Source organism: Enterococcus sp. LJL99 (assembly GCF_054871725.1).
The window spans coordinates 298,882-322,929 of sequence record NZ_JBTXLT010000004.1 but is presented as its reverse complement, the minus strand read 5'-3'; the positions used below and the strand labels follow the sequence as shown (position 1 = coordinate 322,929).

General features: G+C 33.8%; 22 protein-coding genes. 5 read left to right on the top strand and 17 right to left on the bottom strand.

Going from position 1 to position 24,048, the window contains the following annotated elements; translation table 11 throughout:
- Positions 1–134: 134 nt before the first annotated feature.
- Together ezrA and ACYSNW_RS08740 are read right to left on the bottom strand one after the other, a co-directional pair.
- A complete protein-coding gene (gene ezrA, locus ACYSNW_RS08745; RefSeq protein ID WP_461744094.1) occupies positions 135–1,856 on the bottom strand; it encodes a septation ring formation regulator EzrA in 1,722 nt (573 codons plus the stop codon).
- 221 nt (positions 1,857–2,077) lie between these two features.
- Positions 2,078–2,734, bottom strand: a complete 657-nt coding sequence (locus ACYSNW_RS08740) for an HAD family hydrolase (RefSeq protein ID WP_461744093.1) — start codon at positions 2,732–2,734, stop codon at positions 2,078–2,080.
- 192 nt (positions 2,735–2,926) lie between these two features.
- On the opposite strand from ACYSNW_RS08740, the gene ACYSNW_RS08735 reads away from it, so the two are divergent.
- Positions 2,927–4,300, top strand: a complete 1,374-nt coding sequence (locus ACYSNW_RS08735) for an aspartate kinase (RefSeq protein WP_461744092.1) — start codon at positions 2,927–2,929, stop codon at positions 4,298–4,300.
- Between the two features lie 118 nt (positions 4,301–4,418).
- On the opposite strand, the gene ACYSNW_RS08730 is transcribed toward ACYSNW_RS08735, so the two are convergent.
- Genes ACYSNW_RS08730 through ACYSNW_RS08715 form a run of 4 tightly spaced genes read right to left on the bottom strand, consistent with a single transcriptional unit; the run spans position 4,419 to position 7,445 of the window.
- A complete protein-coding gene (locus tag ACYSNW_RS08730; protein WP_461744091.1) occupies positions 4,419–4,943 on the bottom strand; it encodes a pyrophosphohydrolase domain-containing protein in 525 nt (174 codons plus the stop codon).
- Between the two features lie 18 nt (positions 4,944–4,961).
- A complete protein-coding gene (locus ACYSNW_RS08725; protein ID WP_461744090.1) occupies positions 4,962–5,798 on the bottom strand; it encodes a Cof-type HAD-IIB family hydrolase in 837 nt (278 codons plus the stop codon).
- Between the two features lie 51 nt (positions 5,799–5,849).
- A complete protein-coding gene (locus tag ACYSNW_RS08720) occupies positions 5,850–6,683 on the bottom strand; it encodes a DUF72 domain-containing protein (protein ID WP_461744089.1) in 834 nt (277 codons plus the stop codon).
- Positions 6,684–6,707: 24 nt separating this feature from the next.
- Positions 6,708–7,445, bottom strand: a complete 738-nt coding sequence (locus ACYSNW_RS08715; protein ID WP_461744088.1) for an acyl-ACP thioesterase domain-containing protein — start codon at positions 7,443–7,445, stop codon at positions 6,708–6,710.
- Positions 7,446–8,142: 697 nt separating this feature from the next.
- Here ACYSNW_RS08715 and ACYSNW_RS08710 point away from each other — a divergent pair.
- Entirely contained in the window at positions 8,143–9,015 is an 873-nt protein-coding gene (locus ACYSNW_RS08710) for a helix-turn-helix domain-containing protein (protein WP_461744087.1), read from the top strand.
- A gap of 317 nt (positions 9,016–9,332) precedes the next feature.
- Here ACYSNW_RS08710 and ACYSNW_RS08705 read toward each other — a convergent pair whose 3' ends face one another.
- The 3 genes from ACYSNW_RS08705 to ACYSNW_RS08695 form a co-directional block, all read right to left on the bottom strand.
- A complete protein-coding gene (locus ACYSNW_RS08705) occupies positions 9,333–9,647 on the bottom strand; it encodes a DMT family transporter (RefSeq protein ID WP_461744086.1) in 315 nt (104 codons plus the stop codon).
- A 1-nt stretch (position 9,648) separates the two neighbouring features.
- Positions 9,649–9,978 carry a DMT family transporter gene (locus tag ACYSNW_RS08700; RefSeq protein ID WP_461744085.1) on the bottom strand — a complete coding sequence of 110 codons (330 nt, stop codon included), beginning with the start codon at positions 9,976–9,978 and terminating at the stop codon, positions 9,649–9,651.
- Positions 9,979–10,178: 200 nt separating this feature from the next.
- Positions 10,179–11,507 (bottom strand): C1 family peptidase, encoded by a 1,329-nt coding sequence (locus ACYSNW_RS08695; RefSeq protein ID WP_461744084.1) that lies wholly within the window; start codon positions 11,505–11,507, stop codon positions 10,179–10,181.
- A gap of 222 nt (positions 11,508–11,729) precedes the next feature.
- Between ACYSNW_RS08695 and ACYSNW_RS08690 the strand changes: the two genes are divergently transcribed.
- Positions 11,730–12,104, top strand: a complete 375-nt coding sequence (locus tag ACYSNW_RS08690) for a GntR family transcriptional regulator (RefSeq protein WP_461744083.1) — start codon at positions 11,730–11,732, stop codon at positions 12,102–12,104.
- Between the two features lie 12 nt (positions 12,105–12,116).
- Positions 12,117–13,490: a PH domain-containing protein gene (locus ACYSNW_RS08685; RefSeq protein ID WP_461744082.1), complete on the top strand. Its 1,374-nt coding sequence runs from the start codon at positions 12,117–12,119 to the stop codon at positions 13,488–13,490.
- A gap of 82 nt (positions 13,491–13,572) precedes the next feature.
- On the opposite strand, the gene ACYSNW_RS08680 is transcribed toward ACYSNW_RS08685, so the two are convergent.
- The 8 genes from ACYSNW_RS08680 to ACYSNW_RS08645 all read right to left on the bottom strand — a co-directional run bounded on the left by ACYSNW_RS08680 (position 13,573) and on the right by ACYSNW_RS08645 (position 23,445).
- Positions 13,573–14,829, bottom strand: coding sequence for a peptidoglycan bridge formation glycyltransferase FemA/FemB family protein (locus ACYSNW_RS08680; RefSeq protein ID WP_461744081.1), 1,257 nt, complete (start codon positions 14,827–14,829; stop codon positions 13,573–13,575).
- Positions 14,830–15,015: 186 nt separating this feature from the next.
- Entirely contained in the window at positions 15,016–16,275 is a 1,260-nt protein-coding gene (locus ACYSNW_RS08675; protein ID WP_461744080.1) for a coiled-coil domain-containing protein, read from the bottom strand.
- Between the two features lie 419 nt (positions 16,276–16,694).
- Positions 16,695–17,546 (bottom strand): MurR/RpiR family transcriptional regulator, encoded by an 852-nt coding sequence (locus ACYSNW_RS08670; protein ID WP_461744079.1) that lies wholly within the window; start codon positions 17,544–17,546, stop codon positions 16,695–16,697.
- A 307-nt stretch (positions 17,547–17,853) separates the two neighbouring features.
- Complete coding sequence (gene anmK, locus ACYSNW_RS08665) at positions 17,854–18,981, bottom strand: anhydro-N-acetylmuramic acid kinase AnmK (protein ID WP_461744078.1); 1,128 nt, start codon at positions 18,979–18,981, stop codon at positions 17,854–17,856.
- Positions 18,982–19,082: 101 nt separating this feature from the next.
- Positions 19,083–20,171, bottom strand: coding sequence for a DUF871 domain-containing protein (locus ACYSNW_RS08660; RefSeq protein WP_461744077.1), 1,089 nt, complete (start codon positions 20,169–20,171; stop codon positions 19,083–19,085).
- Entirely contained in the window at positions 20,171–21,070 is a 900-nt protein-coding gene (locus ACYSNW_RS08655; protein ID WP_461744076.1) for a BadF/BadG/BcrA/BcrD ATPase family protein, read from the bottom strand. The genes ACYSNW_RS08660 and ACYSNW_RS08655 overlap by 1 nt, the downstream gene beginning before the upstream one ends.
- A 21-nt stretch (positions 21,071–21,091) precedes the next feature.
- The gene (gene murQ, locus ACYSNW_RS08650; RefSeq protein ID WP_461744075.1) at positions 21,092–21,994 is read right to left on the bottom strand and encodes an N-acetylmuramic acid 6-phosphate etherase; all 903 of its coding nucleotides are present in this window, start codon (positions 21,992–21,994) and stop codon (positions 21,092–21,094) included.
- Between the two features lie 14 nt (positions 21,995–22,008).
- Positions 22,009–23,445 (bottom strand): glycoside hydrolase family 1 protein, encoded by a 1,437-nt coding sequence (locus ACYSNW_RS08645; RefSeq protein WP_461744074.1) that lies wholly within the window; start codon positions 23,443–23,445, stop codon positions 22,009–22,011.
- Positions 23,446–23,718: 273 nt separating this feature from the next.
- Here ACYSNW_RS08645 and ACYSNW_RS08640 point away from each other — a divergent pair, with 273 nt between their 5' ends.
- Complete coding sequence (locus tag ACYSNW_RS08640; RefSeq protein WP_461744073.1) at positions 23,719–24,024, top strand: hypothetical protein; 306 nt, start codon at positions 23,719–23,721, stop codon at positions 24,022–24,024.
- Positions 24,025–24,048 lie beyond the last annotated feature (24 nt).

Genomic DNA, 24,048 nt, shown 5'->3' with positions numbered 1-24,048 from the left:
CTTAAAATTCTTTCCTATTATATACTTTCTAATTTATGAGTTCAACTATCATTTTTGTTCGTTAGACTTACTTGACTAAAGACCGCACAATGCCTGAAAAGCATTGTGCGGTCTTTAAAAGTTATTTCTTATGTCTAAATCGCATCTAAATTATTAAAATAGAAGTCTTCGATTCGTCTGAAAGCACCTGGCTCAACATGCTCAAGAGCTGTGCCAATTTCATCAAGTGCATCTTGATAACGATATTGTTTTGAGAATAAATTCAAACTATTTTCCATTGCCACGCGAATATTCTCATGTGTATGGCGATAACGATTAGCGTATTGCAACATTTGTTCTGTAAGTGCTGCAGAATTAACTAAATCATTCGTCTTTTTATCTAACATATCTAAATCTTCATTACATAAATCAGATAGTTTGGTAATTTCTTCCATATTAATTCGGATTCGATTTAACGCCTTACTTAATTCTTCAATACGGTCTGTTGCTACAAAGAAAAACTCTAAGTAGTCAGATGGTAAGCCTGGTAAACGTTGCTTTTCAACAAAACGTTTGATATTACGCAATCTGAATTCATATTGATCAACTTTTTCTTGCGCTTTTTTCTCACCTTTTCTTAAATCTTTCAATGAATCATCGATTTCAACTTGTTGATTTTCAATGTCATCTAAAATTTTATAGCAATCTTTAAAGAATGCTTGAACTTCTGAATAAGGAATTGTATGATCTTTGATTTTTGGTTCGAAGTCCTCATAACGACGAATCAATTCTTCGATTTCTGATTGGAAGCCTCTTGAACGTCCTAACTCATTATGGTTCAATGTGTAGCTTTGAGATGTATGATCTAATTCAATCATTAACTGACGATTGTTTCTTAGCGTATGAGCAATATAATCTCCAACAATTTTTTGATTGCTAGTTACATATTTTTTCGCTTTAATCTCGCGTTCCATAATATCATACAGCGCATCAATTGCATTTGCTGTATCTCTATTCGCAACTTCTACTGCATCAACTTCTGTTTTCTCTAAATCAACGGAAGAATTTTTCACACGTTTTTGAACACGTCTTAATTCGTCTTCAAAGTTTTTCTCTGGGAAAACATAATGATCTGCTTTTAATCGTTTATACCCTTCTTCAATCTCTTTTAGTTGATCTGGGAAAGTTCGATTCAATTCATCATATAGTGGCGGAATACGTCTCATAATATCATCTAACTCATACGTGTGACGTTCTGCATTTTCTAATACTTCACGTGCTTCCACAGGATCGCCAGAAGTATTCAATGTAACAAATTGAGTAAATTCGATTTCGATATTTTTGATTTGTTTTTGTAATTCAGAGTATGAAGCGCCAAATTCTTCTTTTTCATCATGAAGTAATTTGCTAATCTCTTCGTAAACATCCAAGGCTTTTTGCACTTCTAATGAATTACGTTCCTCGCTTTCACGAAGTTCTTTCAATCCATTACGAATCACTTCAACTTCTGATTCCATCTCAGCCATTGTCTCATCAGCTTCTTCAACCGCACGTTTTGCTTTCATAAATCTGAATGTTTCATTTAAGTTTTCAACTTCAAAGATTTGACTTTCAAGTTCAGCAAAAGAGCGGGTAGAAATTTCAGTCCAACGTTGATTCCATTCTCTGAAGGTATTCTGACTTTGTCCGACCATATGCATTTTTTTAACTTCATCTACTTCTTCAATCACAGGCAAATCAAACAATGCTTCTTTTCGCCTCTCTAGACTATCCAGTTTCGTTTGGTTTTTCTTTCTCATAAATAACCCAACTAGATACAATGCTGCTGCGATGATTATTATAGCTAAAACTATGATAATGATCAGATTATTCTTCATTAATGGTTCCTCCGTTTATGTGTACGTATATTAGAAGCAAGTTTAATAAATAACAAATGTCATTCACTAAAAATCGCACTATTCATTTATCAAAAAAATATTAGTGTCAAAAAAACACCTACAGAAAATTATATCATAAATCATTCAATCAAGCACTACTTAATTAGATTTTTTTGCTATTTTCTTAACTTTCTATTAAGGTTGTCTATTCGGTAATTGGTCTATTCCTCTTCTTGTAAAATTTTACAAATATCACTTAATTCAACTATTGTTCGCTGAGCCTGTTTTTGATCCATATTAAATTGCGTGTCTTGTAAAGCCCAGACAGTTAAACCAGCTCTTTTCGCTGCTAAGATTCCTCGTTCAGAATCCTCAATAGCAATACATTCTGCAGGTTCCAAACCTAGCTCAGCCACGGCGTATAAATAAATATCTGGCTCAGGTTTACTTTTTTCAAATTGTGTCCCACTAACCACAAGATCAAAATAACTACTCAACTGATCAATTTTCAATACTTCTTCGATTACATCCATTGAAGAGGAAGAAGCTAAACCAACTTTAAACTTTTTACGTTTCAAAAATCTTAAAATTTGCTTTGCATCTTCATCGATTAACGCTGTATAGTCAATTGGATGACTTTTTTTATATTCTTGATATTTTTCATTTAGCCATGATTTGTCATGCTCACAGTCATTTTCTTTAAGCACTAAATCCCACAAGCTACGCATATCGGCCCCTATCATCAGCTGAATCGGTAAATGATCGATGGATAAGTCATACTCACTTAAAAAATCTTTGCGCCGTTGATAATAGAATTGTTCGCTATCAACAAGCACACCATCCATATCAAATATAATTCCTTTAAATTCTTCAGCCACTCAGGCACACCTCATTTTAGACATTTTTATCAATCACGTTCAGTGTAACAAAAATTGAGAAAAAAATGAAGAATTTTATTGAAAGAAAATTGAAAACCCATGAAAAAGATCCTTTTTATTATTGATTTTCCACTAGATTTTCTGTATTCTTTTTACTATATGAAAAAATAATTAAAATTAGGAGTGACTAAGGTGAAAGTTACAAAGTTTGGTGGGAGCTCTCTTGCCTCTGCAACCCAGTTAGATAAAGTGTTCCAAATCGTGAAAGACGACGCTTCACGAAAGGTTATCATTGTTTCAGCTCCAGGTAAACGTTCACCTGAAGATATCAAGGTAACTGATTTATTAATTTCTTATTACAATGCTTTTTTAAATAACGAAGAGACAGCAACTCTCATTAAACAAATTATTGCTCGCTATGAAGGAATTCTAGAAGAATTAGGGATGGAAAAAGATGTTTTAGTAGATATTCAAACATCCATCGAACAATTAGAGCAATTACCTAAAGAAAATAATCCACATCTATTTGATGCCTTTTTAGCCAGCGGTGAAGACAATAATGCCAAACTAGTAGCGGCTTTCTTCCGTCATAAGGGGCTAAATGCTATATACAAAAATCCTTTAGATTTAGGCATTATTGTCTCTGATGAACCTGGTAATGCTCGTATTTTGACTTCTTCATTAGATAAAATCAATCAATTTAAAGATACAACCGAGCTATTGGTTGTTCCCGGCTTTTTTGGCTACACAGAAAATGGTGAGATTTGTACCTTTTCTAGAGGTGGTTCTGATATTACAGGTTCAATTGTGGCGGCTGGGATGCAAGCATCGATTTATGAGAACTTTACCGATGTCGATGGAATTTTTGTTGCTCATCCAGGAATTGTCCATGAACCAAAAACAATTAAAGAATTAACGTATCGCGAAATGCGTGAATTGGCTTATGCTGGATTTGCCGTCTTACACGATGAAGCCTTAATGCCTGCTTACCGCGCAAATATTCCTGTAGTAATCAAGAATACAAATAATCCGCAACATCCAGGAACTTTGATTACAACATCTAGATCAGTTAAACATGATCCTGTTGTCGGAATTGCCAGTGACCAAGGATTTGCTAGTATCTACCTAAGTAAGTATTTAATGAATAGAGAATTGGGATTCGGACGCCGATTTTTACAAATTTTAGAAGAATTAGGTTTGAGCTATGAACATATGCCATCTGGGATTGATGATATTTCAGTCATTATAAGAGAATGTCAACTATCGCAAGACATTGAAGAAGAGTTGATGGAACGTTTGCAACTTGAACTAGAACCCGATGAATTAAAAATTACACACGGTCTTTCAATGTTAATGATTGTCGGTGAAGGAATGCGTCAACGCATCGGGGTCATGGCAGACAGTGCTGTAGCCTTAGCTAAAAATCATATCAACTTAGAAATGATCAACCAAGGTTCTTCTGAGGTCAGCATCATGTTTGGTATTCGAGAAGCACAAGAGAAAAAAGCCATCCAAGCGTTATATGATACTTTTTTTAATTCTGAAGTTGACCATCACTCGAACTAAAACAGTATCAATCCAACCTCCCCCTCAACATGAGGAGAACTGTAGAAAATAAAAGACACTGTGAAAATTGATTCCATTATCCAATCAACTTTCACGGTGTCTTTTTGCTTATTCTTAACTAATTATTTTTAGCGCTAGTATTTTTTTGTTTTTCCAACAACTTTTTAATTTTCGGTTCTGGAGCCCATTCTGCTTGCCAGTTAGCTGGCTTCAACACTTTGTTCGTTACTTCATCATAATGAGGTTTACCGTCAGGAAAAAGTTTGCCCATATTCGCTTGATGAACCACAGCAAATATTTCCGTAGGGTCCACTCCTAATAAAGAAAAAGAGCCATAGGTGAAATACAACAAATCAGTTAACGCATCCACCTCGTCAACTAATGGATCGATGACTTCATGCTCCTTAGCAAGAATTTTAGTTTCAGCTTTTTTTATCGCTTGCTGGAGTTGTTCAACTTTCTCTTTAAATAACGATTGATCATTATTACAAGCCCCATATACAAATTCCACTAGTTCTTCAATTTTGAATTCTGCCCGAAAAGCCGCAGAATCTGCTGAAAAAGCAGTTGGTTGATTTGGTTTTCGATTATCAAATTGTTCATGAAACGCTTCAACCATTTCAAATGGATTATCAATTTTCATAAAAAACGCCTCCTGCTTTTAGATAATTTGGTAATGTTTTAACGCATAATAAATACCGTCTGCTTCATTTGTCTTCGTCACAAAATCAGCTATTTGCTTCACATCAGCTTCGCCATTTCCCATAGCAACACCGATTCCAACACCTTCGAGCATTTCCAGATCATTCCAGCTATCGCCAAAAACCATCACTTCTTCTAAAGAAAGATTGTACGCTTGAGTGAATTTTTCAATCCCTTTTAATTTTGATCCTCCGCTTGGAATGATGTCAACTGTATAAGGATTCGAGCGCGTAAAATGACAGTTCGCTAAATTAGTTTTTAAATAATCAAGCTCTGTTTCTGGGCTTAATAATACACACTGATAAATAGGTTGGTATAAAATGGGTAATTCTCGATATTTATATTTTCTTCTTCGTGGTGAAAGTGCGCTCAATGTATTTTTCAACGCATTTACAGGAAAAAAACTCGGAAAAATATTCGCTAATTTCGTAAGCCATTTCTTTTGCCCCATTTGCATAAAGGCACTTCCAGCTATTTCATACTGACTGCCAAATATAATCTGACGATCGTTAGTATCACAAAAAGCCACAATTTGGTCCAACGTTTCCTTCGCGAAATGGTCAGCATAAATCGTTCGCTCTTTTGTATAGACGAGCTGACCGTTGTAGGTTATGAAGACATCTAAATTAAGAGCATCAATCTGTTGGCTTAAACGAATTGGCGCTCTTCCTGTTGCTATGCCACAAATAATCCCATTTTCTTTAGCCATCGCAATCGCCTGTTTGGTTGATTCTAATACTTTTGCTTGTTTTGTAACTAACGTTCCATCAATATCGAAAAAAATAGCTTTTATCATTGGTTTCCTTTCATCCTCTAACTCGAATATAGATCCAAATAAAGTTACTCATCAAAATAAATTCATTTGTGAGGGATTCAATTTTTCATAATGAAGATTTAAACTAGCTTTCATCTCTAATAAATTTCCAGCTGCATCGCCACCGGAATTATTATTAAAAATCACACCAACTTCTTGTACTTGCCCAGAAACATTTTCTACTATTTCACTTAATTCTTTGATTTCTTTAGCATTATATTTATATAAGGTACGTTTCTTCCGCCAATCTTTGTCATTAGCCAGCCAACCTGAAGCGTTTCTACCATGAAATCTAAACAATACAAAAGAATTATTCGTTATGAGGGGAGAAAACGGAACAGGATTGGTCGGAATTTGAGGTTCATCCACAATGACTAAAGAAAATTTCTTACTACTCATAAATTGCTGCATACTATGAATATGTTTTTCTGAATACCAAGATCCATTTCGTAGCTCAATCGCTACAGGGTACTCTTCAAACCATCGATGAATTTTCTCAAGATATTGAACATTTTCTTTTGTGCAAGCAAAACTACCAGCAAATTGAATCAAAAAAGCAAAGAGTTTCCCACTATCAATCAGCGGCTGCATGCTTTTTAGAAAAGCTGAAACCATTTCTGCTTCATTTTGATAATATTGCTGCCACTCATTTTGTCCGCTAATTCCACTATAGACCTTTACAACAAAACGAAAATCACCTGAAACAGATGCTAGCCATTTTTTTACCGACTCTACTTTGGGAATGCCATAGTACGCTGTATCCAGTTCAACAAGCGGTAATTTCCCTGCGTATTCATACAATGAAGAATTTTTTTTCCCTGTCAAGGTTTCATGTTCAGCAAAAGAGGTCAATCCTAAACGAATCATTTGATTCCTCCTATCTGTTTTACTTTAGCGTACGTCCCACTCAATATTCGCTTCACAGTATGTTTGCTCTGAAATTCGAATTTCATGACGAGATACTTTGCCATTCTCCGTATTCAACACTTCAAAATAACTATCAACCGTTTGGCCATATTCAACTTCTTTATCAAATTTGATATTAATAAACTTAGGACGATAGGTCGTTAAATAATCATAGCCTAAAACATCCAAGATCCAATTAAAATAAATCGCATTATTGACATGCTGATTGCCATCAATATCAAAGTAACGAACGCGATAAGGAAGAGAAGTTCCTTGTTGGACTTTTTCAATTTTCGGCGCACGATGAATTTTTTTGATTTTTTCGCTCTCATACGGTTCAATGATTTCTTGAATGACACTACTCATTTTACGATTTTCTTTATCCATTAAAGCAAATGTCGATTGTATTTCTACACATTCGTTTCCATTTGCATCATGAATCCAAAAATTTCTATAACAAAAATATTTATTATACGCCATCGCTTGAGTTGTCACAGCGATTGTTTCCCCAACTTTAGGTAAACGAGTAATGGTAATTTCATAGTTTGTAATCACCCAACCTAAACCAAAAGAAGCAACAAAATCGGCTCCTCTATCCAAAGCATCGCTTTGTTCTTCAGATGTTTTGATAACAACTGCCAACATTGCTGGAATTGTCATTGTTTTTGTAATATCCCCATCGTAATAAGCAACTTCATAGGGGGTTGTATATTTTTTTGCCATTCAAAGTTTCCCCTTTATATCTGGTTTTCTTATTTTTCAAAATTTACTATAAAACTGATTAAATTATACCACAGAGATGAAAATAAAAATGTTTTCTCTACAAACTTAGCTTGGAATTATTTTAGTAAATAGAAAAGTGAATGTTGCGCATTATACTTACTTGGCTATCAGAACTAACTATTTTTGTTTCAGACCTCACTTTTTAACCTAACTTTATCCTTAATTTTCACTCTATCACCAAAAAAAATCCCATATATATTATTTATTTTTATAAATCCAAGTGAAAACAGATTCAATTTTCATCGTCGCTTAATTTCCAATTAAACTAAAATTTTTTATTATTTAAAATCAAATTTTTACACAATAAATTGTTATGAAAATCATTACATGATGCTTAAAGAGTATTCTTTGCCTCATTATTTAAAAACAGATGTTATTTATCGTTCGAACATCATTCGGAAAAATAAAAACGAAAAAAAAAGAAAATAAAATAAGTTCTTTTTATATTTCTGAAAGATTTTTTAAAAGAACTTTTATATTATTTGTTAAAACAAAAAGAACTAAAAAACAAACCAATTTACCAAATAGGTTGATATTTTTTCTTAATAATTGCACAGCATAATAGTTGCTTATGGTTGAATAATATCATAATATAAACAAAATAATAACTTTATAACGTTAATTTTAGGAGGATATCATGAGAATCAAAGGTGACATTGTTCGATCAATAAGAAAGCAAAAAAAGATGTCTCAGATTGTATTAGCGAATGGAATATGTACACAAGGTACCATAAGTAATATTGAAAATAAAAATGTATGTGATAGTATTGAAATTTTGGATGCCGTTTGTAAAAGATTAAATATTGATCTTGAAAGTGTTCTAGAAGACAATGATGAGAAGAAACTAGCCGCCCTATTAAATCAAGTAGAAGAACTTTGTAATACCCTTAACCATAAAAAAGCTTACTCTCTATTAAAAGAATCCGAAATTTCAATACGTGAATTTAAGAATAAGGATTTAGAGATTCGTTGGCTATATTTTATGGGTATTACTAATCTTATTGGCTTCAACAACACAACAGATAGTCTTTTCTATTTTTATCGTGCCAATGAACTTGGAACAGTCAATTCTATCTATGCGATCCTTTCCGTTAACAGCCTAGGTATTTTTTACGAGATGGAAAATGAATTGGACAAGGCGAAAGTCTACTATGAAAAATCGATTACAATGTTAGAAAATATGACTGCTGAAGTTCCAATCGAAGCGACAAAAATTTATTTTAACACCGCTAAATTCTACTCTACTATCAAAGAATTTACACTTGCACATCGAATTGCTTGTCAGGGATTGATTTTAAATAGAGTTCATCAATCGCTTTATATGCTAGATAATTTAGCTTATGAAGTTGCCTACAATGAATTTATGAAATCAACTGATTTAGAATTTCCTGATTTCTCAATGGCTAAAGAATTTGCAAAATTTAACAATAATAAAAATATTTTAGAAGTAATTAAAAAAGATGAAGATTCACTAGTCCAACTTCGTCAAGACTTACAAAACAATCTGTAGTCACTCATTGAATCGTGGGTGTAAAAGCAGCTCCTTCGAAATAAGCCGAAATTTACCAAAAATTTGAAGAGCACCAAGTAGGAATCATTCAACATCGAAAGGAAACCTTTCGTGTTTCTTGTCATTTCCGGAAATTCCTTCTTATTGCGATAAATCACGAAGAACGTAGTGATTCGATGATGCATCGTACCTACTCGGTTCTCGGAGCTAACCACTTTTGTCCCAACCTCATTTAATTAAATCTAGTAAAAAGGGGAGAAACAAATCGCCAGGGCTGTTTGTCTCTCCCTTTTTTCAATTTTTATCATTTAGATAGGCTAACTAATTAATTTTAAACCAATAACTGAAGAAATAATTAATAAGATACAGGCAATTCTGCGCCAATCTTTCGATTCACCATAGATGATCATTCCCAAGATTGCTCCACCGGCTGCGCCGATCCCTGTCCATATCGCATAAGAAATCCCCATTGATAATTGTTTCATTGCCAAATACAAAAAAAGAAAACTACCACTAAACATTGCAATCAGCAAAAATAAGGCATGGATGTCTCTATTTTTATTTACCTTGTTGATAGATCCTACACCAAACATTTCAAAAATTCCGGCAATTATTAAAGAAATCCAACTCATTTTAGTTCTCTCCTTCTGTCGTTGTCACTAACTTCAAACCAACTACTCCTGCTAATAAAAGCGCAATCAAGCCAATTTTGGCCCATCCTATTGCCTCACCATAGCAAATACAGCCAACCAATATTGTCCCAGCAGTCCCTAAGCCAACAAAAACGGCGTACGCAGTTCCAACCGGTAATGTCTTACTCGCATAAATCAACGCGTAGAAACTAATCACAATTGCTAGTAATGTGAGGAACACCTGTAAACCATTCGCACTGTGTTTCATGCCAATCACCCACAAAACTTCAAAAAAAGAACCCATTACTAAAATTAACCACTGTTTGTTCATAACAACCTTCCTCCACTCATTCAGCCGTGTGTATTTATTCATAGAAAAAAGGTGTTAACAAACAACTCTATCTCAGGCCTAAGAGTTGTTTATCAACACCTTTAAAAATAAATATCCGGCGATATCCATTAAAAGTTTTTTATTTTTTTATCGATAATAATTTTAGCACAATAAAGCTAATTGTCAACTCCTTTTATTCTTTACGCTAAAGCTCCCATTGGATCCCAAGGTGCCAAAATAGTTGGATTGGTTTCCCAAACAGCTTGTAATTCGCTAGACAGAAGCTCTTTTCTAATGACAATTTGATACGTATATTGATCCATCCATTCGTCACTCATTACGAAAAATCCTTTATCACCCACTTTTTCGCCCCAACTGTTTTCAACTTTCCATTTAGTAGATTTTCCGTCAACAATATCTACTCCTGTCAAAACCATCGCATGGGTCATCAAGCTTTCGCCATAGTCTAATCGTTCCGCTTTTGTCATTGTAAAATCTATATCGAATAAATCATTGAGTTCTAGGGCATCTAAAGACATGATGCCACTTTTACGGTTAGAATACTGACCAACATCGCAACCAAACCAAACAGATTCTCCTTGCTCTAGTTGTTTGATAGCTAATTCCTTGAATGTCGTCATATCAACATTGATATATTTAACTTCTTTACCTCCAACTACATTTCCCAACATTTCAACTGAATAGGTCTTATTATACGGTTTATCTGCTGTTGGAGCATTAATGATACTAATATAGTCATTTAAATCTAAACCAACATATTTTTCGTAAAATGTCTGTGGTGTTAAATTTTGCTCTAAATGATATTCTTGTTGCTCATCTCTGTATTCAAAATCAAAAACTTCTGGTGGTGTTCCTAAAGAAATCGCTAAAAGACTATAAACTTCTTTAAGCATTTCCTCTTTTACTTGTTGAATTTCTTTCGTTTGTTGGTTTGTTTTAACCATTGTTCTTAATACAGAAGCGTCTTTACGTAGTTTTTTATTTAGGCAATCATTCAATTCTCTGGAATTAGAACTATTACTACTTTCAGGCATCACTGTTTTTGGCACAACACCGTATTTTTGAAAAATCGATACAATCATATCCCATTGTCCACCATCTTGTTGCGGTGTTTGAAGCAGAAAAGCGACCTTTCGACTATCAGTTGCTTGATTAGCTGTAGCCAGAATATTTTCATAAAAGTAATTTGCTTTTTCATATTTGTCCCAAAAGAAAGTATAGTTTTGAGAAAACTCAAAATCTTTTAATTGAAAACGAGTCAGCATTTGATGTCTAAACGTATTTAGTGCTGCAAACATCCAGCAACGTCCACTTTGTTTTTGATTGGCAACTTTACCAGTCGCTATATCAACAGAAAAAACAGGGACATTATTCACTTGCGCTGATTGACTTTCAGCCGAAGCATTAATCCCATTTTTTATTACACTACGTTGAACCGTAGTTTTTTTATCATTTTTCAAAAAATCTTTGCGAGCTGCAGTTGTAGTTTCTTTATTGATTACTGACATTTACATTACCCTTTCTTTGTTAAGCTATCTCATCCATTATAGGACTGATTTTTTATTTACTCAAGTCATTGCAATCGCTGTGACATTTAGCATAAAAAAATACTGCAGATATCATCATTGATAGCCTATTTCTAGTAAGTATCATTTTCACTATAAAAAAATTGATTCCTCAAGCTCTTTGTATTACAATATATAATACAATTAATAAAAAGAGGTGAAAATATGTTATTGGAAATCAAGACAGAAAGTGAAACCCCTATTTATCAGCAAATCTGTGAGCAATTAATTATCGGTATTGCAAAAGGAGAGCTATTACCTGGCGAAAGTTTACCCTCCGTTAGGCAACTTGCAGATGAAATAGGTGTTAACATGATGACTGTTTCAAAAGCCTATCAAACACTCAAAAATGATGGCTATATTTTAACTGATCGTAGAAACGGAACAAAAGTGGCTACTTTTCAAAAAACAGATGAAGCCTTTTATACTGAATTTTCTAACGCTTTTGAACTACTATTGGCTAAAGCTCATATTCAACAACTAGATGAACAAGAATTGCACAAACAATTGACCGCAATTCATCAAAAATTTAAAAAGTAGAAGGTGTTCCCAATGAATTTTTTATTTTATGGAATCTTGATAACTACTAATTTGGTTATCGCATTAAGTAGTCGTATTCCTGCTAATCCACATAAAAATATTATTTTAGAAACCACACTACCTGCAGATAAACTAAAGAATCCGCTCGTCCTTGGTCTCAGTAAAAAATATAAACAGAGACTTTTGCTAGTAGCCTTTATCTTTTCGATCTTAGCAATCCCGATTATCTGGATTCCTTATGACTCAATTACAATGCTTTACTTTTTTGTGATGCTATTCGGTTTGATTGCAACTACTCAATACGTAGAAACTATCTATATTCGTAAAATGACTGAATTAAAAATAAAGAATAACTGGAGTTTACCAACACAACCACTTCTAATTGATACAAAATTGATTTTAACTAAGAATCGCAAAATGATTTCTTCTTTTTGGTTTCTTCCAACTATTATTTTAACCTTGCTAAGTCTCTTTTTTTCTTGGAAGTCATCAGGTATGGCAGGCAGTTTTTGGCTAATCGCTATATTATCAATTCTTTTTCTCGCACTATTTATTTATTTATACTACATTGTTTCCAGATTCCCTGTTAAACCACTGACAAATGATGAGAAAATCAACCAAAAAATAAATGATATCACGCGTCACTATTGGTCTCTTTTAGCCGTTGTTTCTTCGTTGATTATTAGTCCGTTGGGGTTATTGATGTCGATTTCACTTTCGACTTCCTATCAAGCGCTGATTGTGAGTTCTGCTATTTATTTATTGGCACTTTTTCTTTTTATTGCATTTACCTTATACTCTTTATTTTCAATGAGAAGAAAACAAGATCAGCTGATTGCTCAAACGAATGACTATCGTTATAGTGATGATGATCAATATTGGCGCTATGCTATTTATATAAATCCAAATGATGAACGGACGTTTATTCCAGACCGATTAGGAATGAATGTTTCTGTTAATCTTGGAAAATTAAGTGGTAAAATTATGGTTGGTGTAACGGCTGTTATCATATTCTTTGCTTTGGGAATTGCAACAATTCCTTTAGCACTAAATGATTTTACTGCAAATCCATTTAAACTTGCGATTACAAATTCAGAAGTACAGCTTTCTGCGCCATTAACGAAAACACAAAAGATACCATTAAGCTCAATTGAATCAGTTACTTTACTTGATCATTTGCCTAAAGAAGTCATTCGTATTTTTGGAACTGCAACCACTGATTATTGGACAGGCGATTTTTCTGTTGATGGTAAAGATGCGTATATGTTGGTTTACAAAAAAAGTTCACCAATTCTAGAAATAAAAACAAGTGAAAAAAATTATTACTATACAGATAAGAAAAGTGAGCAGACAAAAAGAGCAGCAGAACTTTTATTAAATGAATAATTCCCATATTCGACTAAAAAACGATCGATCTACAGTTTCTTCTCTCTTATTGAAGAGAATCACTGTAGATCGAATATTTAATTTATCTCGCTAAAAGTTTTTTTAAGAAGAAATACAATTTGTATTTAAGTGGTGAACTGATATACGTAAATTCTCCCATCAATTCAACTGCAACCCCATTAAAAGCTTCTTTGAATTTTAAAATTCCATCTGTTCCGTCAAAAACGCCTTCAATTCCATAAAAATTATACTTAGGTACGTGATTTGCCACAGAATATTTAAGCATATAATCTTGAATCAAGAATGGTGCATATAAGTTTTTGTATTCTTCGACAGTACCTGAAAATAAATAAATCGTTTCTTGCGGACAAGTGATAAATAAGGCACACGCCAAAACTAAACAGTCATCTTTAGCATTTTTTTGCATCGCTTGTGCTTCAGCTATTCGTTTATCGTATGTTTCTGCTTGAGAGGTTAATTCTCGTTTTTGATTTTCTTTCTTTTTATGGCTCATTTTTTGTGCATCTGTATTTACTCGTAAATACTCATTTATTTTTTCAATTTGTTTTTCAAGTTGTTGCTGTTGTTTGAATAAACTTTCTATGTAATTTTTTACATTTAGTTCAGCAATCAAAAATTTCGCGTTATCTCCATATATTTTATACATTTCTTGATAATACGATAATGATTTATCATGAAAATTTCTTCTTTCACTTGTAGCTTCAGTAATTTCTTTAAAAATTGGCAATTCCTCATAGGAAATACTTCTAACTTCGATGCCAAATTGCTTATTCTTTTTAAGATAGTACTTGGCTGATTTGTGATAAGAATCTTCTAAACTCTTTTCATCCATTCCTTGGATATCTTTGACGTAAATCCAAAACGGATTTCCATTTTCATTAAATCCAGTAGTTGGTTTTTCCCAAGTAAAATTCTCTTTTAAGAACAGTTTTTCAGTTTCATTTTTATCATCTGAAATTTTATTGCCTTCATTATCTACTACTTTATGAGCAATATTTGGATCAATCACTAAGTATGTTCCTTGATTCTGTTTGACAAACTTCTTTAATTTCGCCATAAATAAATCAAATTGTTCAATCATTGGTTCTACTTCAAAGCCGGCTATATTAAAAACATAGCCTATTCTTATCTTGATTCGTGTCAATAACGTCGCATAAACTATATCATTCGTTTCATTTTTTAATCCTACAAAATAAAGATCATAGCCTCTTTTCATTTTTAAATCAGCCATTTCAATCGTTTGTAAGTAATTATTTTTTTTCGCATTTTTTGAATACTCTATAAATTGTTCTCTTGTGATATCCGTCACAAATCGCATTTTTTCCTCCAATCGATAGCAACTTCAACTAAAGCTATCTGTCAAAACTTTTCTTCAGTACTATTTTACTATACTTTTAAATAAATGGAACCTCTTCTTTTAGCACCTTCACTAAACTTTAGAAATAAAAAAAGAAGCGGCACAGAATAATTACGCGCCCGCTTCTTTGTCTCTGATTAATTTACATTATGCAGAATGTCCAACAATGACATCTCCTACATAACCAAAACCAACTCTAGTCATATTTGGATTTAATTCCCAATCACGGTGTCCAGTACCCGTAGACGTTTGCATATTGGTTTCATTATACCATGCCATGATTACTGAGTTTCCAGGTGCCCACATAAAGGCAATTACTTCATCCCCTCTGCTCCAATGATCAGAAGGAATATTGAACCCTTGCATACCAGCAGCTCTACTTGTAGCATTAGCCGCTAATCCAGCATCCCAGCTTACAGGATTCAATCCGTGTGACTGACGTAATGCATTCAAGGCGTTCAATGTCGCATCCGATGAATCAGACACAACTGGTGGTGTTACTTGACTACCACCACCGCCACCGCCTCCTGCTGTAGGTGTATCAGTAGGGGTTTGAGCAGGTGTTTCACTTGGTGTTTCAACACTTGGTTGTGTACTTGTAGTTTGTGAAGTGGCAGGTGTTTCTGATGAAGCCGCTGCAGTTTCAGTAGCTTTTTGAGCTTCAGCTTTTTGTGTTGCTGCTTTTTGCTCTTCTGCTTTTTTAGCTGCTGCTTCTTGTTCAAGCTGTGCTTTAAGCGCTTCTTGTTGCTCTTTTACTAATGAATTTTTTGAACTTTCAGCATTTGATGTATCTGCATCTGCTTGTGCTTTTAAGACATTCAAATCCGCTTGTTTTCCAACTAAAGATTCTTTTTCTTGATCTAATTCAGCAGCCGCTTCTTCCATGGCTACTAAATTATCTTGAATCCCTTGTTTTTTATCTTCTACTGCTTGTTTGTCTTCTTTTTGTTGTTCGATTAATTTATTATTTGCTGATAAGATTGAAGAAATTCCTTGAACACGACTGATTGCATCGCTAATAGAATCTGAATTTAAGATTATTTCAAGCATCTTAGTTCCTTGTCCATTAACTTGAACATCACGTCCTTGCTTTTGAATCGCATCTGTTCTTTTTTCAATTCTTTTGTCTAATGTAGTGATTTCTTTTTTTAATTTGTCTGATTCTTCTTGTAAGTCAATTTTTTTCTGATTTAAAGCAACACCTTTGTCATAAATTGTTGCAATTTCTGCTTCTAGTGAAGAGATTTGATCAGATAATTCACTTTGTTTTGCTTTTAAGCTCGAGATTTCTTTATCTTTTTGTTCGATTTTCTCATCTGTTGTTTGTGCTGAACCCACAGTAGGTATTGCAATCATTGAAAGTGTCAATGAACAAATCAACACCATTGATCCTAATCTTTTTTTCAATTGATGGAGCCCCCGCTTCTTTTATTAGTATTTACTTTTACTTATTCAATACTCAACATACAATACTATAACATACTTTCTCTAATCCTAGTTACCAAAATAATTAAATCTATTTTGCAAGTTTATTACAACTCTATATCAGCACCTAAATTTAAGCGATTCTAACTGTCTTATTTCGTTTAATTTCATTTTGGAGTATCAGAAAACGATTAAAGAATTCGAATTTTTCGGAAATTCATGCAGAAATCAAGAAACTATTCGCCACTATCGTTTTCTAACATTCCCTATCTCTATAAACATTTTTGACTGAATGCGACAACATATTTAGATGAAATAAGCTACAAATCACAAAAATTATTTTGTAATTTTTGTGATTTGTAGCTTATTTCCTTATACTCGACGGTTGATAATTCACTGAATTATTGTTCAAACTGCTTCACTTCTTGTTTTGACTTTTGGATTAATTGGATCATTTGATCAAAATTTCGCGAAGCATATGCATAGAATAGTACATCAACCACAATAAATTGGTCATGCAAAGATGTAGTGGCTGCACTTCTGATTACAGCTTCATTGGAACGAACGGTTTGCAGTGGTAAATCCACTTTAGTCGCCAAAGTATTTTGCCCAAATTGTGAAAGACCAATCGTATGAACATGATATTTTTGAGCAATTTCAACTAAGCTAAGAACATCTTTTGTTTCACCTGAATTTGAAATTGCAAAGAAAACGGCATCTTTAGGTGCTGAAACTAAAATGGTTACTAAAATATGAACATCTGGAATACAAATGACTGATTTTCCAACACGATTCCACTTTTGTGCAAAATTTTCTGCAACTAAATAGGAAGCTCCTAACCCGTAAACATAAATAACCGGCGCTGCAACTAATAAATCAACCACTTGCTCAATTCGTTGATCGTTTAATAAAGAAACAGTTTCCTGCATGGATTGATACGCATTCGCTAATAATTTCATTTTTATTTCTTGAATCGATTCATTTTCAGCAATATCTGAATATCCTTCATGTGTCGGCACATCGATTTCTGCTGATAATTTTATTTTTAATTGGGTAAAACTTGGGACATCGATTTTTTTACAAAAACGAATCACCGTCGCTGGACTAGTTCCAGCCACCTTTGAAAGTTCTGCAGCAGTCATATCAATAACTGACGCGGGATCTTTCAAAATAGTCAAACCAATTTTTCTTTCTGAACTAGGTAATAAATCGATAATACTGCGAATCCTACCTTGAATATTTTCTCCACTCATTTTTTTACTCCTTTTTTCACCTTACTAGGGAATATCTGAAAACGATGATGAATCTGTAAGAATAAATTTCAACAAGAATCTGTCATTTTTATCTCAACTTCATCATAGTTAACAGATATACTCTACTATTATCTCATGAAACAGCGCTATTCTAAATAAAAATACAGTAATCATAAGAAAAAAAGAAAGAACATTTGCTTACTTACTACCTGTTAATAGGGAAACTATTCTATTACTTTTAAAGCTGAATAAATTTGTTACTTAGCCTTTAATCACTTCATTTAATTTTGAATTTTTGCTTACTTTTTTAGTAATAGGTAATTCTGCCTAAAGGAACAGATTTTTGTGCACCTGTTGCTGTCCGCACATTACTTGGACGATGATGTAATGTTTGATTAGCTAAAACTGTCATCGCAATCGCTTCTTTCGCATCCGAAGATTCGCCTAAATCTTCTTGGCGTAGGACGGCTACGCTTGGTAGCTCACTTTGAATCATTTCAATAAGTGTTGGATTATAACTTCCGCCACCACCTATGATTAGCTCTGTCTTTTCATCAATAAAAGGAGTAACTGCTTTTGCGATGGAGCGTGCAGTATACATTGTTGCTGTCGCCAACCAATCTTCTTTTGACAACTCCCATTGCTCTAATAAACTAGCTGTAAATTGTTTTCCAAAATCTTCTCGTCCCGTTGTTTTAGGGTACGGACGTTTGATATAAGGATGATCCATCAACGAATTCAATAGGTCTTCATTTACTTTCCCCTGTTTAGCAAACGCGCCATTTTCATCGTATTCTTTTTGATAAAAATGTAAGCAAAGTTCATTCATGATTACATTACCAGGACCTGTATCAAAAGCAATCAAGTCATCCAAAGAAGCCTTTTTAGGGATAACAGTTACGTTACCAATTCCGCCAATATTTTGTAATAATCTAGTACAATCGTCACTTCTAAATAAGATGAACTCTGAATACGGAACAATAGGCGCTCCTTGTCCACCCACAGACATATCTCGTTCTCTAAAATTTGAAACCACCGTTGTTTTTGTTCGTTCCGAAATAATTGAAGGATCACCAATTTGTAAAGTAGACGAGTACAATCCATCTCTTGCTACAGGAATATGAAACATCGTTTGACCATGACTCCCAATAAACTCAAGTTCGTCTAATGAGATTCCCGCTTTTTCACAAACTGCAAGCACAGCACTCGCAAACTTTTCTCCCAATTCAAAATTCAGTGAACAGATTTTTTCGACATTCGATGTTTCGATAGACAATGATTCACGGATTCGTGTTAACGTTCCTTGTTCAAAAGGTAAAGTTAAAAAATCAATTAATTTTACTGATGTTTGTTCATTTTCTCCTGAAATCTCTACTAATGCTGCATCGATTCCATCCAAAGAAGTTCCTGACATTAAGCCAACGGCATAAACCATCGCTGTTCCTCACTCTCTATTATTTATTTGACAAAATAGAGCCTATCTGAGAACTCTAACAACGAATACTTTCAGATACACTCTATTTTATGCTAAGTGTTTTATTTTACTTCATTGAAAGCAAATTTTTGCCATGGACGTAAATATGGAAGCAAGATACGATCTGCTTCAGTAATTGTTCCGACGACATTTGATTTCCCAGAGTTTTCCATTGGTAATAAGGCAATTTGTAATTCACCTGCATAATGAGCATACAATGATGTTTCCACAATGATATCGCCTGTTTGCATATCAACTGTATTGAACGGATCAAACTGATGCCCTTTATATTTCACACGACTTTGTGTAGAACGAACCACATAATCAGAAACATCTCCACGATTGAAGTGGAATTCATCTAAAATAATTGTACGTTCTAATTCAGGTGTACTTTCTTCAATTACACAATCAAACGTTAATTTGTACGGATCAATTTCACTCAATGCTTTCAACTCTGCTTCTGAAGCAAAAGAATTCGCAATGATTACGTCGTCAATCAAATCAGTTGCCCATAAATGTTTCGCTTGTGTTGTAATCGGCCATTCACGGTGCATCTCAAGTGTACATAGTCCTTCTTCTACTGGCCATGGTCCGATTGAAGCAGATGGCGAATTCACAAATGCTGCGGTATGAATGCCGTTTTCTTTATAAACTTTTGTTGTTTCAATAAAATGATCATAACTTAAACCAGTATAACGGTGTGGATAAAAATTATGACAGCCTAATAATTTATCTGGATTTGCTTGGTAGCTTAAAATATTTTCTAAATAACGTGTGCCAGAACTAATGTTTAATTCAATATCTAACTCTTGTGGATTGAAAGTCATAATTGATTCTTCATTACCAGTGAATCCCATGTCTAAGCGAATGCCATCAGCACCAATCATTTTAAAGAAAGATAGATCCTTATAGCTAATTTCTAATTCACCAAAAACTTTAGGACTTACGTCAGCAATGACTTCCATTCCTAAAGATTTAGCATGCATGATGGTTTCAGTAAAATCTTTTACGATTTTTTCTTTGCCATCTTCAACAGAAAGCAAGCATGTAAATACACGTTTAAAGTTATACTTAGCTGCTAAAGTCATATACTCTTTAATTTCTTCTACACTACTGTGGTTTGGATATACAGAAATACCTAATCTTCTCATTACAAATTCTCTCCGTTCTTTTTATAAAAATAATAGGCGCCTTTTGCGCTAGATTCTGTTTTTTCAATTATGTTCGCTTCAAATGAACACTGCTTTAAGTATTCAAAAAAGGCTTGTCTGACTAGTTCATTTTTCTCAATTACACTACCATTTAAACCAATATTGACTTCTTGATAATCTAATCGCATTTTAGCCACTGTTTTTTCGACTTCTTTTGCTAATGCTTTGCCAGATTTTAATAAAATTGTTGCTGCTGTAGGATCTACTTGAGCTAAGTCAGCAACTATTTGAGCGACTTCTGCTAGTTGGTCTTTGGTCAATTGGTACGCTACTTTGATTAGCTCCAAAACAGTCGTCACTTCAAAATGCGTATACAATCGTTGGGTCAATATACCAGGTTCTTGATCTAAATCAAACTCTGCTAAAGCATGTTGAATCGCAAGCTTACCTATGTAATAACCACTACCTTCATCACCGAATAAATGACCCCAGCCGCCTACACGATACCACTCATTTTGGCTTCTGCCAAAACAAACAGACCCTGTTCCCGCGATCACTAGAACGCCTTCTTCACCTTGTAACAAAGCGTAGTGTGCTAACTGAGCATCATTTAATAAAATAACCGGAACGTGAAAAGCAGCCAATTCTTCTGTTAATACTTCCCGCAAGCCACCACTATCAATACCAGCTAAGCCAAGAACTAATAATTGGCAATTATCAGGATTTTGTTCAGCTAAAATTTTTGTTATGGCCAACTTGATATTTGCCAAGCCTTGCTCACAATCGACTAACATATTACCAAAACCGGTTACGGTTCTTTGATATTCATTTCCGGCCAAATCATAAACAATCGCTTCTGTCTTTGTTCCGCCGCTATCGATTCCAATGATATACTTCATTTTACCACACACCTTTTTATATCAATCATTTAACTGACTATTTACAGCTTTTCTGATAAAACCTTTATTTTCGTCGAGTAGTTTAATTCCTTCTTCTTTAGTTGTGTTGGTTAAGATTCGAACGATTGCTAATTTTACTTGTTGATCAGAATCCTCAAAGTAATGCGTTGCTTCTTCTCTAGATACACCTGTTGCTTCAATAATGATATTTTTAGCTCTTTCTACTAATTTTTCATTAGTTGGTTTTACGTCAACCATTAGATTTCCATAAACTTTTCCTAATTGAATCATGCTGATAGTAGAAATCATATTTAAAACTAGTTTTTGAATGGTACCTGATTTTAATCGAGTAGATCCAGTTAAAACTTCAGGTCCCGCAGAAAGTTCAACTGAATATTCCGCATAATCACTAATTTGGCTAGAAGTATTACATGAAATGGCTCCAGTCATTGCACCGATTTTTTTGGCGTAAGCTAAACCGCCAATAACATATGGCGTTCTTCCACTTGCACTTATTCCAATAACAATGTCTTTATCAGTTAGATTACGCTCTTTAAAATCTTGTTCAGCTAGAGTTAAGGAGTCCTCAGCACCTTCCACAGCAACCGTCATGGCAGACTCACCACCAGCAATAATTCCCTGTACTTGCTCAGGATCAATACTAAATGTCGGTACGCATTCTGCTGCATCAAGAATTCCTAAACGGCCACTTGTTCCAGCACCAAAGTAGAATAAACGGCCACCTTGCTCTAAGGATTTAACAACCTGCTCAATCAAAGCCGAAATTGAATCCGCATTTTTATTAATCGTTTCAATAACCTTATTATCTTCTTGATTCATTTTCAAAACGGTTTCTTTAACAGTAAGTTTATCTAAATTTTTTGTCTCTTCATTTCTTTTTTCTGTTGTTAAATTTTCTAACATTTTTTTAACTTCCTTTATTCACTTATTTTTTGTTGCTGGATAAAGTTTTGATACCAAGTAAAGCTATCCTTCTTATATCGTTTATAAGAGCCTTCACCGTTACTATCCGCATCTACATAAACAACTCCGTATCTTTTAGCCATCTCACAACTTCCAGCAGAAACAATATCAATAATCCCCCAAGCAATATACGCTTTTATATCAACACCATCTGATTTCGCTTTCAAAATTTCAGCAAAATGTTTTGCAAAATACTCAATACGATAAGGATCGTGAATTGTGGCATCATCTTCTAAGGTATCTACCGCACCAAACCCATTTTCAGAAATAATTACTGGTTTTTGGTATCTATCGTATACTTTGTTTAACGTTGTTCTTAAACCAATTGAATCAATTTGCCATCCCCACTCACTGGCTTCCAAATAAGGATTTTTAGTCGTAACAACAAGATTTCCAGCTGTTTGTTTTCCATCTTCCTCCATTGTACTAATACTTGATGAATAGTAAGAAAATGAAACAAAGTCACAGGTATATTTTTTTAGTAAAGCAAGTTCCTCCTGTGTAGTATCTAAAACAACTTGATTCTTTTCAAAAAATGGAGTCATATAATATGGATAATAACCTTTAGAAAGGACATCCATACAAAACCATTGATTGACCTGTTCATCTTGAACAACTTTTAAATTATCCTCAGGCTTGGGTGTCAGAGGGTAGTAACAGAAGCAAGAAATCATAGAACCAAAGGCCCCTTTTACACCTAATTTTCTTCCCAGTTTGATTGTTTTTGCACTAGCTACAAATTGATGATGTAAACTTTGAAAAACATCCGTAAACGAATAATTTTCTTCCTTAGGTTTAATCAGTCCAACACCATTGAATGGACTAAAATAACCAGCATTGATTTCATTGAAAGGTAGCCAGTAATCAACATATTCTCCCCAGCGTTTCAAAACAAAGTCAGCAAACCGAAGGTACAGTTCAATGGTTTCTTTATTTTTCCAACCACCATAAGTTTCTACTATATTCAAAGGAACTGCGTAATGATTCATCGTTAGAAAGACTTTCATATTGTTCTCTTTCAATTTTTTGAAAACCTTATCATAATATTCCACACCAGTTTCATTAGGTTCTAGTTCATCCCCATTTGGAAAAAGTCGTGCCCAACTAATAGAAAAACGATAAAGATCGATTCCAAGTTCTGATAGTAAAGCTAAATCTTCTTCTACAAATTTGATTCCTTCAGAACCCTTTCTGAATGGATAAAATAAATCCGTACTTGTATCTTTCGCTTGATTGATTGCTTCTTGTGTTAATAATCTTGTTGCGGTTGTTGCATTACTAGTTCTAGGTAAATAGGGGCGACAATCTTGAGTATCCATTCCTTTTTCACCATCAAAGCCACCTTCATATTGACTAGAGGCAGTGGCACCTCCCCAAAGTATGCGAGCCATGTTCTTATAAAACCACCTTTCATTTTCTATTTATGTTGATTCTATCACTATAGAAATAAAATTTCAATTTTTTATCATCAATAACGATTTTAAAAATCATAAACGAAATTTTATTTCTAATTTCAGTATTTATGTGTTGAATTTTTTTTCATATCATGTATACTAGTCAGTGAGATGTGGTAGTGCTTTCTTGACTAATATATCAAAGCCTATCTCGCCTAAATGATCATTGATCATTTAAACACTACAAATATTGGAGGTGTGACTAGAATCATGGAATCAAGAGAAAACAAACCAAGTATCCCTAGATTTTCATTTAAAAGTTCAATGCTTTTACTTTTAGCGGGGATAGTTGGAGGTATTATTCTTCCTTATCTATTTTTTGAGCTAGGCTGGGATTCCCGAATAGCGGTTATGCTTTTCTTGCCATTACTTATTTCATTAGCAATTGCGTATTCACAATGCTTTATTGAAACAAAAGATGGTTTAAGTAAGCGTTTTATCAGAACTTTTATTATTGCTTTTATTGTTTTAGAAACAGTTTCATATTTTTGGTTGTTTAAAGGCTTTATCTTTTAAAACAAACTATTTTTATTTACAAGG

Coding starts and splice junctions, on each gene's coding strand:
- ezrA (WP_461744094.1), bottom strand. CDS start 1,856: ATGAAGAATAATCTGATCATTATCATAGTTTTAGCTATAATAATCATC.
- ACYSNW_RS08730 (WP_461744091.1), bottom strand. CDS start 4,943: ATGAAAATTGATAATCCATTTGAAATGGTTGAAGCGTTTCATGAACAA.
- ACYSNW_RS08725 (WP_461744090.1), bottom strand. CDS start 5,798: ATGATAAAAGCTATTTTTTTCGATATTGATGGAACGTTAGTTACAAAA.
- ACYSNW_RS08720 (WP_461744089.1), bottom strand. CDS start 6,683: ATGATTCGTTTAGGATTGACCTCTTTTGCTGAACATGAAACCTTGACA.
- ACYSNW_RS08715 (WP_461744088.1), bottom strand. CDS start 7,445: ATGGCAAAAAAATATACAACCCCCTATGAAGTTGCTTATTACGATGGG.
- ACYSNW_RS08710 (WP_461744087.1), top strand. CDS start 8,143: ATGAGAATCAAAGGTGACATTGTTCGATCAATAAGAAAGCAAAAAAAG.
- ACYSNW_RS08705 (WP_461744086.1), bottom strand. CDS start 9,647: ATGAGTTGGATTTCTTTAATAATTGCCGGAATTTTTGAAATGTTTGGT.
- ACYSNW_RS08700 (WP_461744085.1), bottom strand. CDS start 9,978: ATGAACAAACAGTGGTTAATTTTAGTAATGGGTTCTTTTTTTGAAGTT.
- ACYSNW_RS08695 (WP_461744084.1), bottom strand. CDS start 11,507: ATGTCAGTAATCAATAAAGAAACTACAACTGCAGCTCGCAAAGATTTT.
- ACYSNW_RS08690 (WP_461744083.1), top strand. CDS start 11,730: ATGTTATTGGAAATCAAGACAGAAAGTGAAACCCCTATTTATCAGCAA.
- ACYSNW_RS08685 (WP_461744082.1), top strand. CDS start 12,117: ATGAATTTTTTATTTTATGGAATCTTGATAACTACTAATTTGGTTATC.
- ACYSNW_RS08680 (WP_461744081.1), bottom strand. CDS start 14,829: ATGCGATTTGTGACGGATATCACAAGAGAACAATTTATAGAGTATTCA.
- ACYSNW_RS08670 (WP_461744079.1), bottom strand. CDS start 17,546: ATGAGTGGAGAAAATATTCAAGGTAGGATTCGCAGTATTATCGATTTA.
- anmK (WP_461744078.1), bottom strand. CDS start 18,981: ATGGTTTATGCCGTTGGCTTAATGTCAGGAACTTCTTTGGATGGAATC.
- ACYSNW_RS08660 (WP_461744077.1), bottom strand. CDS start 20,171: ATGAGAAGATTAGGTATTTCTGTATATCCAAACCACAGTAGTGTAGAA.
- ACYSNW_RS08655 (WP_461744076.1), bottom strand. CDS start 21,070: ATGAAGTATATCATTGGAATCGATAGCGGCGGAACAAAGACAGAAGCG.
- murQ (WP_461744075.1), bottom strand. CDS start 21,994: ATGTTAGAAAATTTAACAACAGAAAAAAGAAATGAAGAGACAAAAAAT.
- ACYSNW_RS08645 (WP_461744074.1), bottom strand. CDS start 23,445: ATGGCTCGCATACTTTGGGGAGGTGCCACTGCCTCTAGTCAATATGAA.
- ACYSNW_RS08640 (WP_461744073.1), top strand. CDS start 23,719: ATGGAATCAAGAGAAAACAAACCAAGTATCCCTAGATTTTCATTTAAA.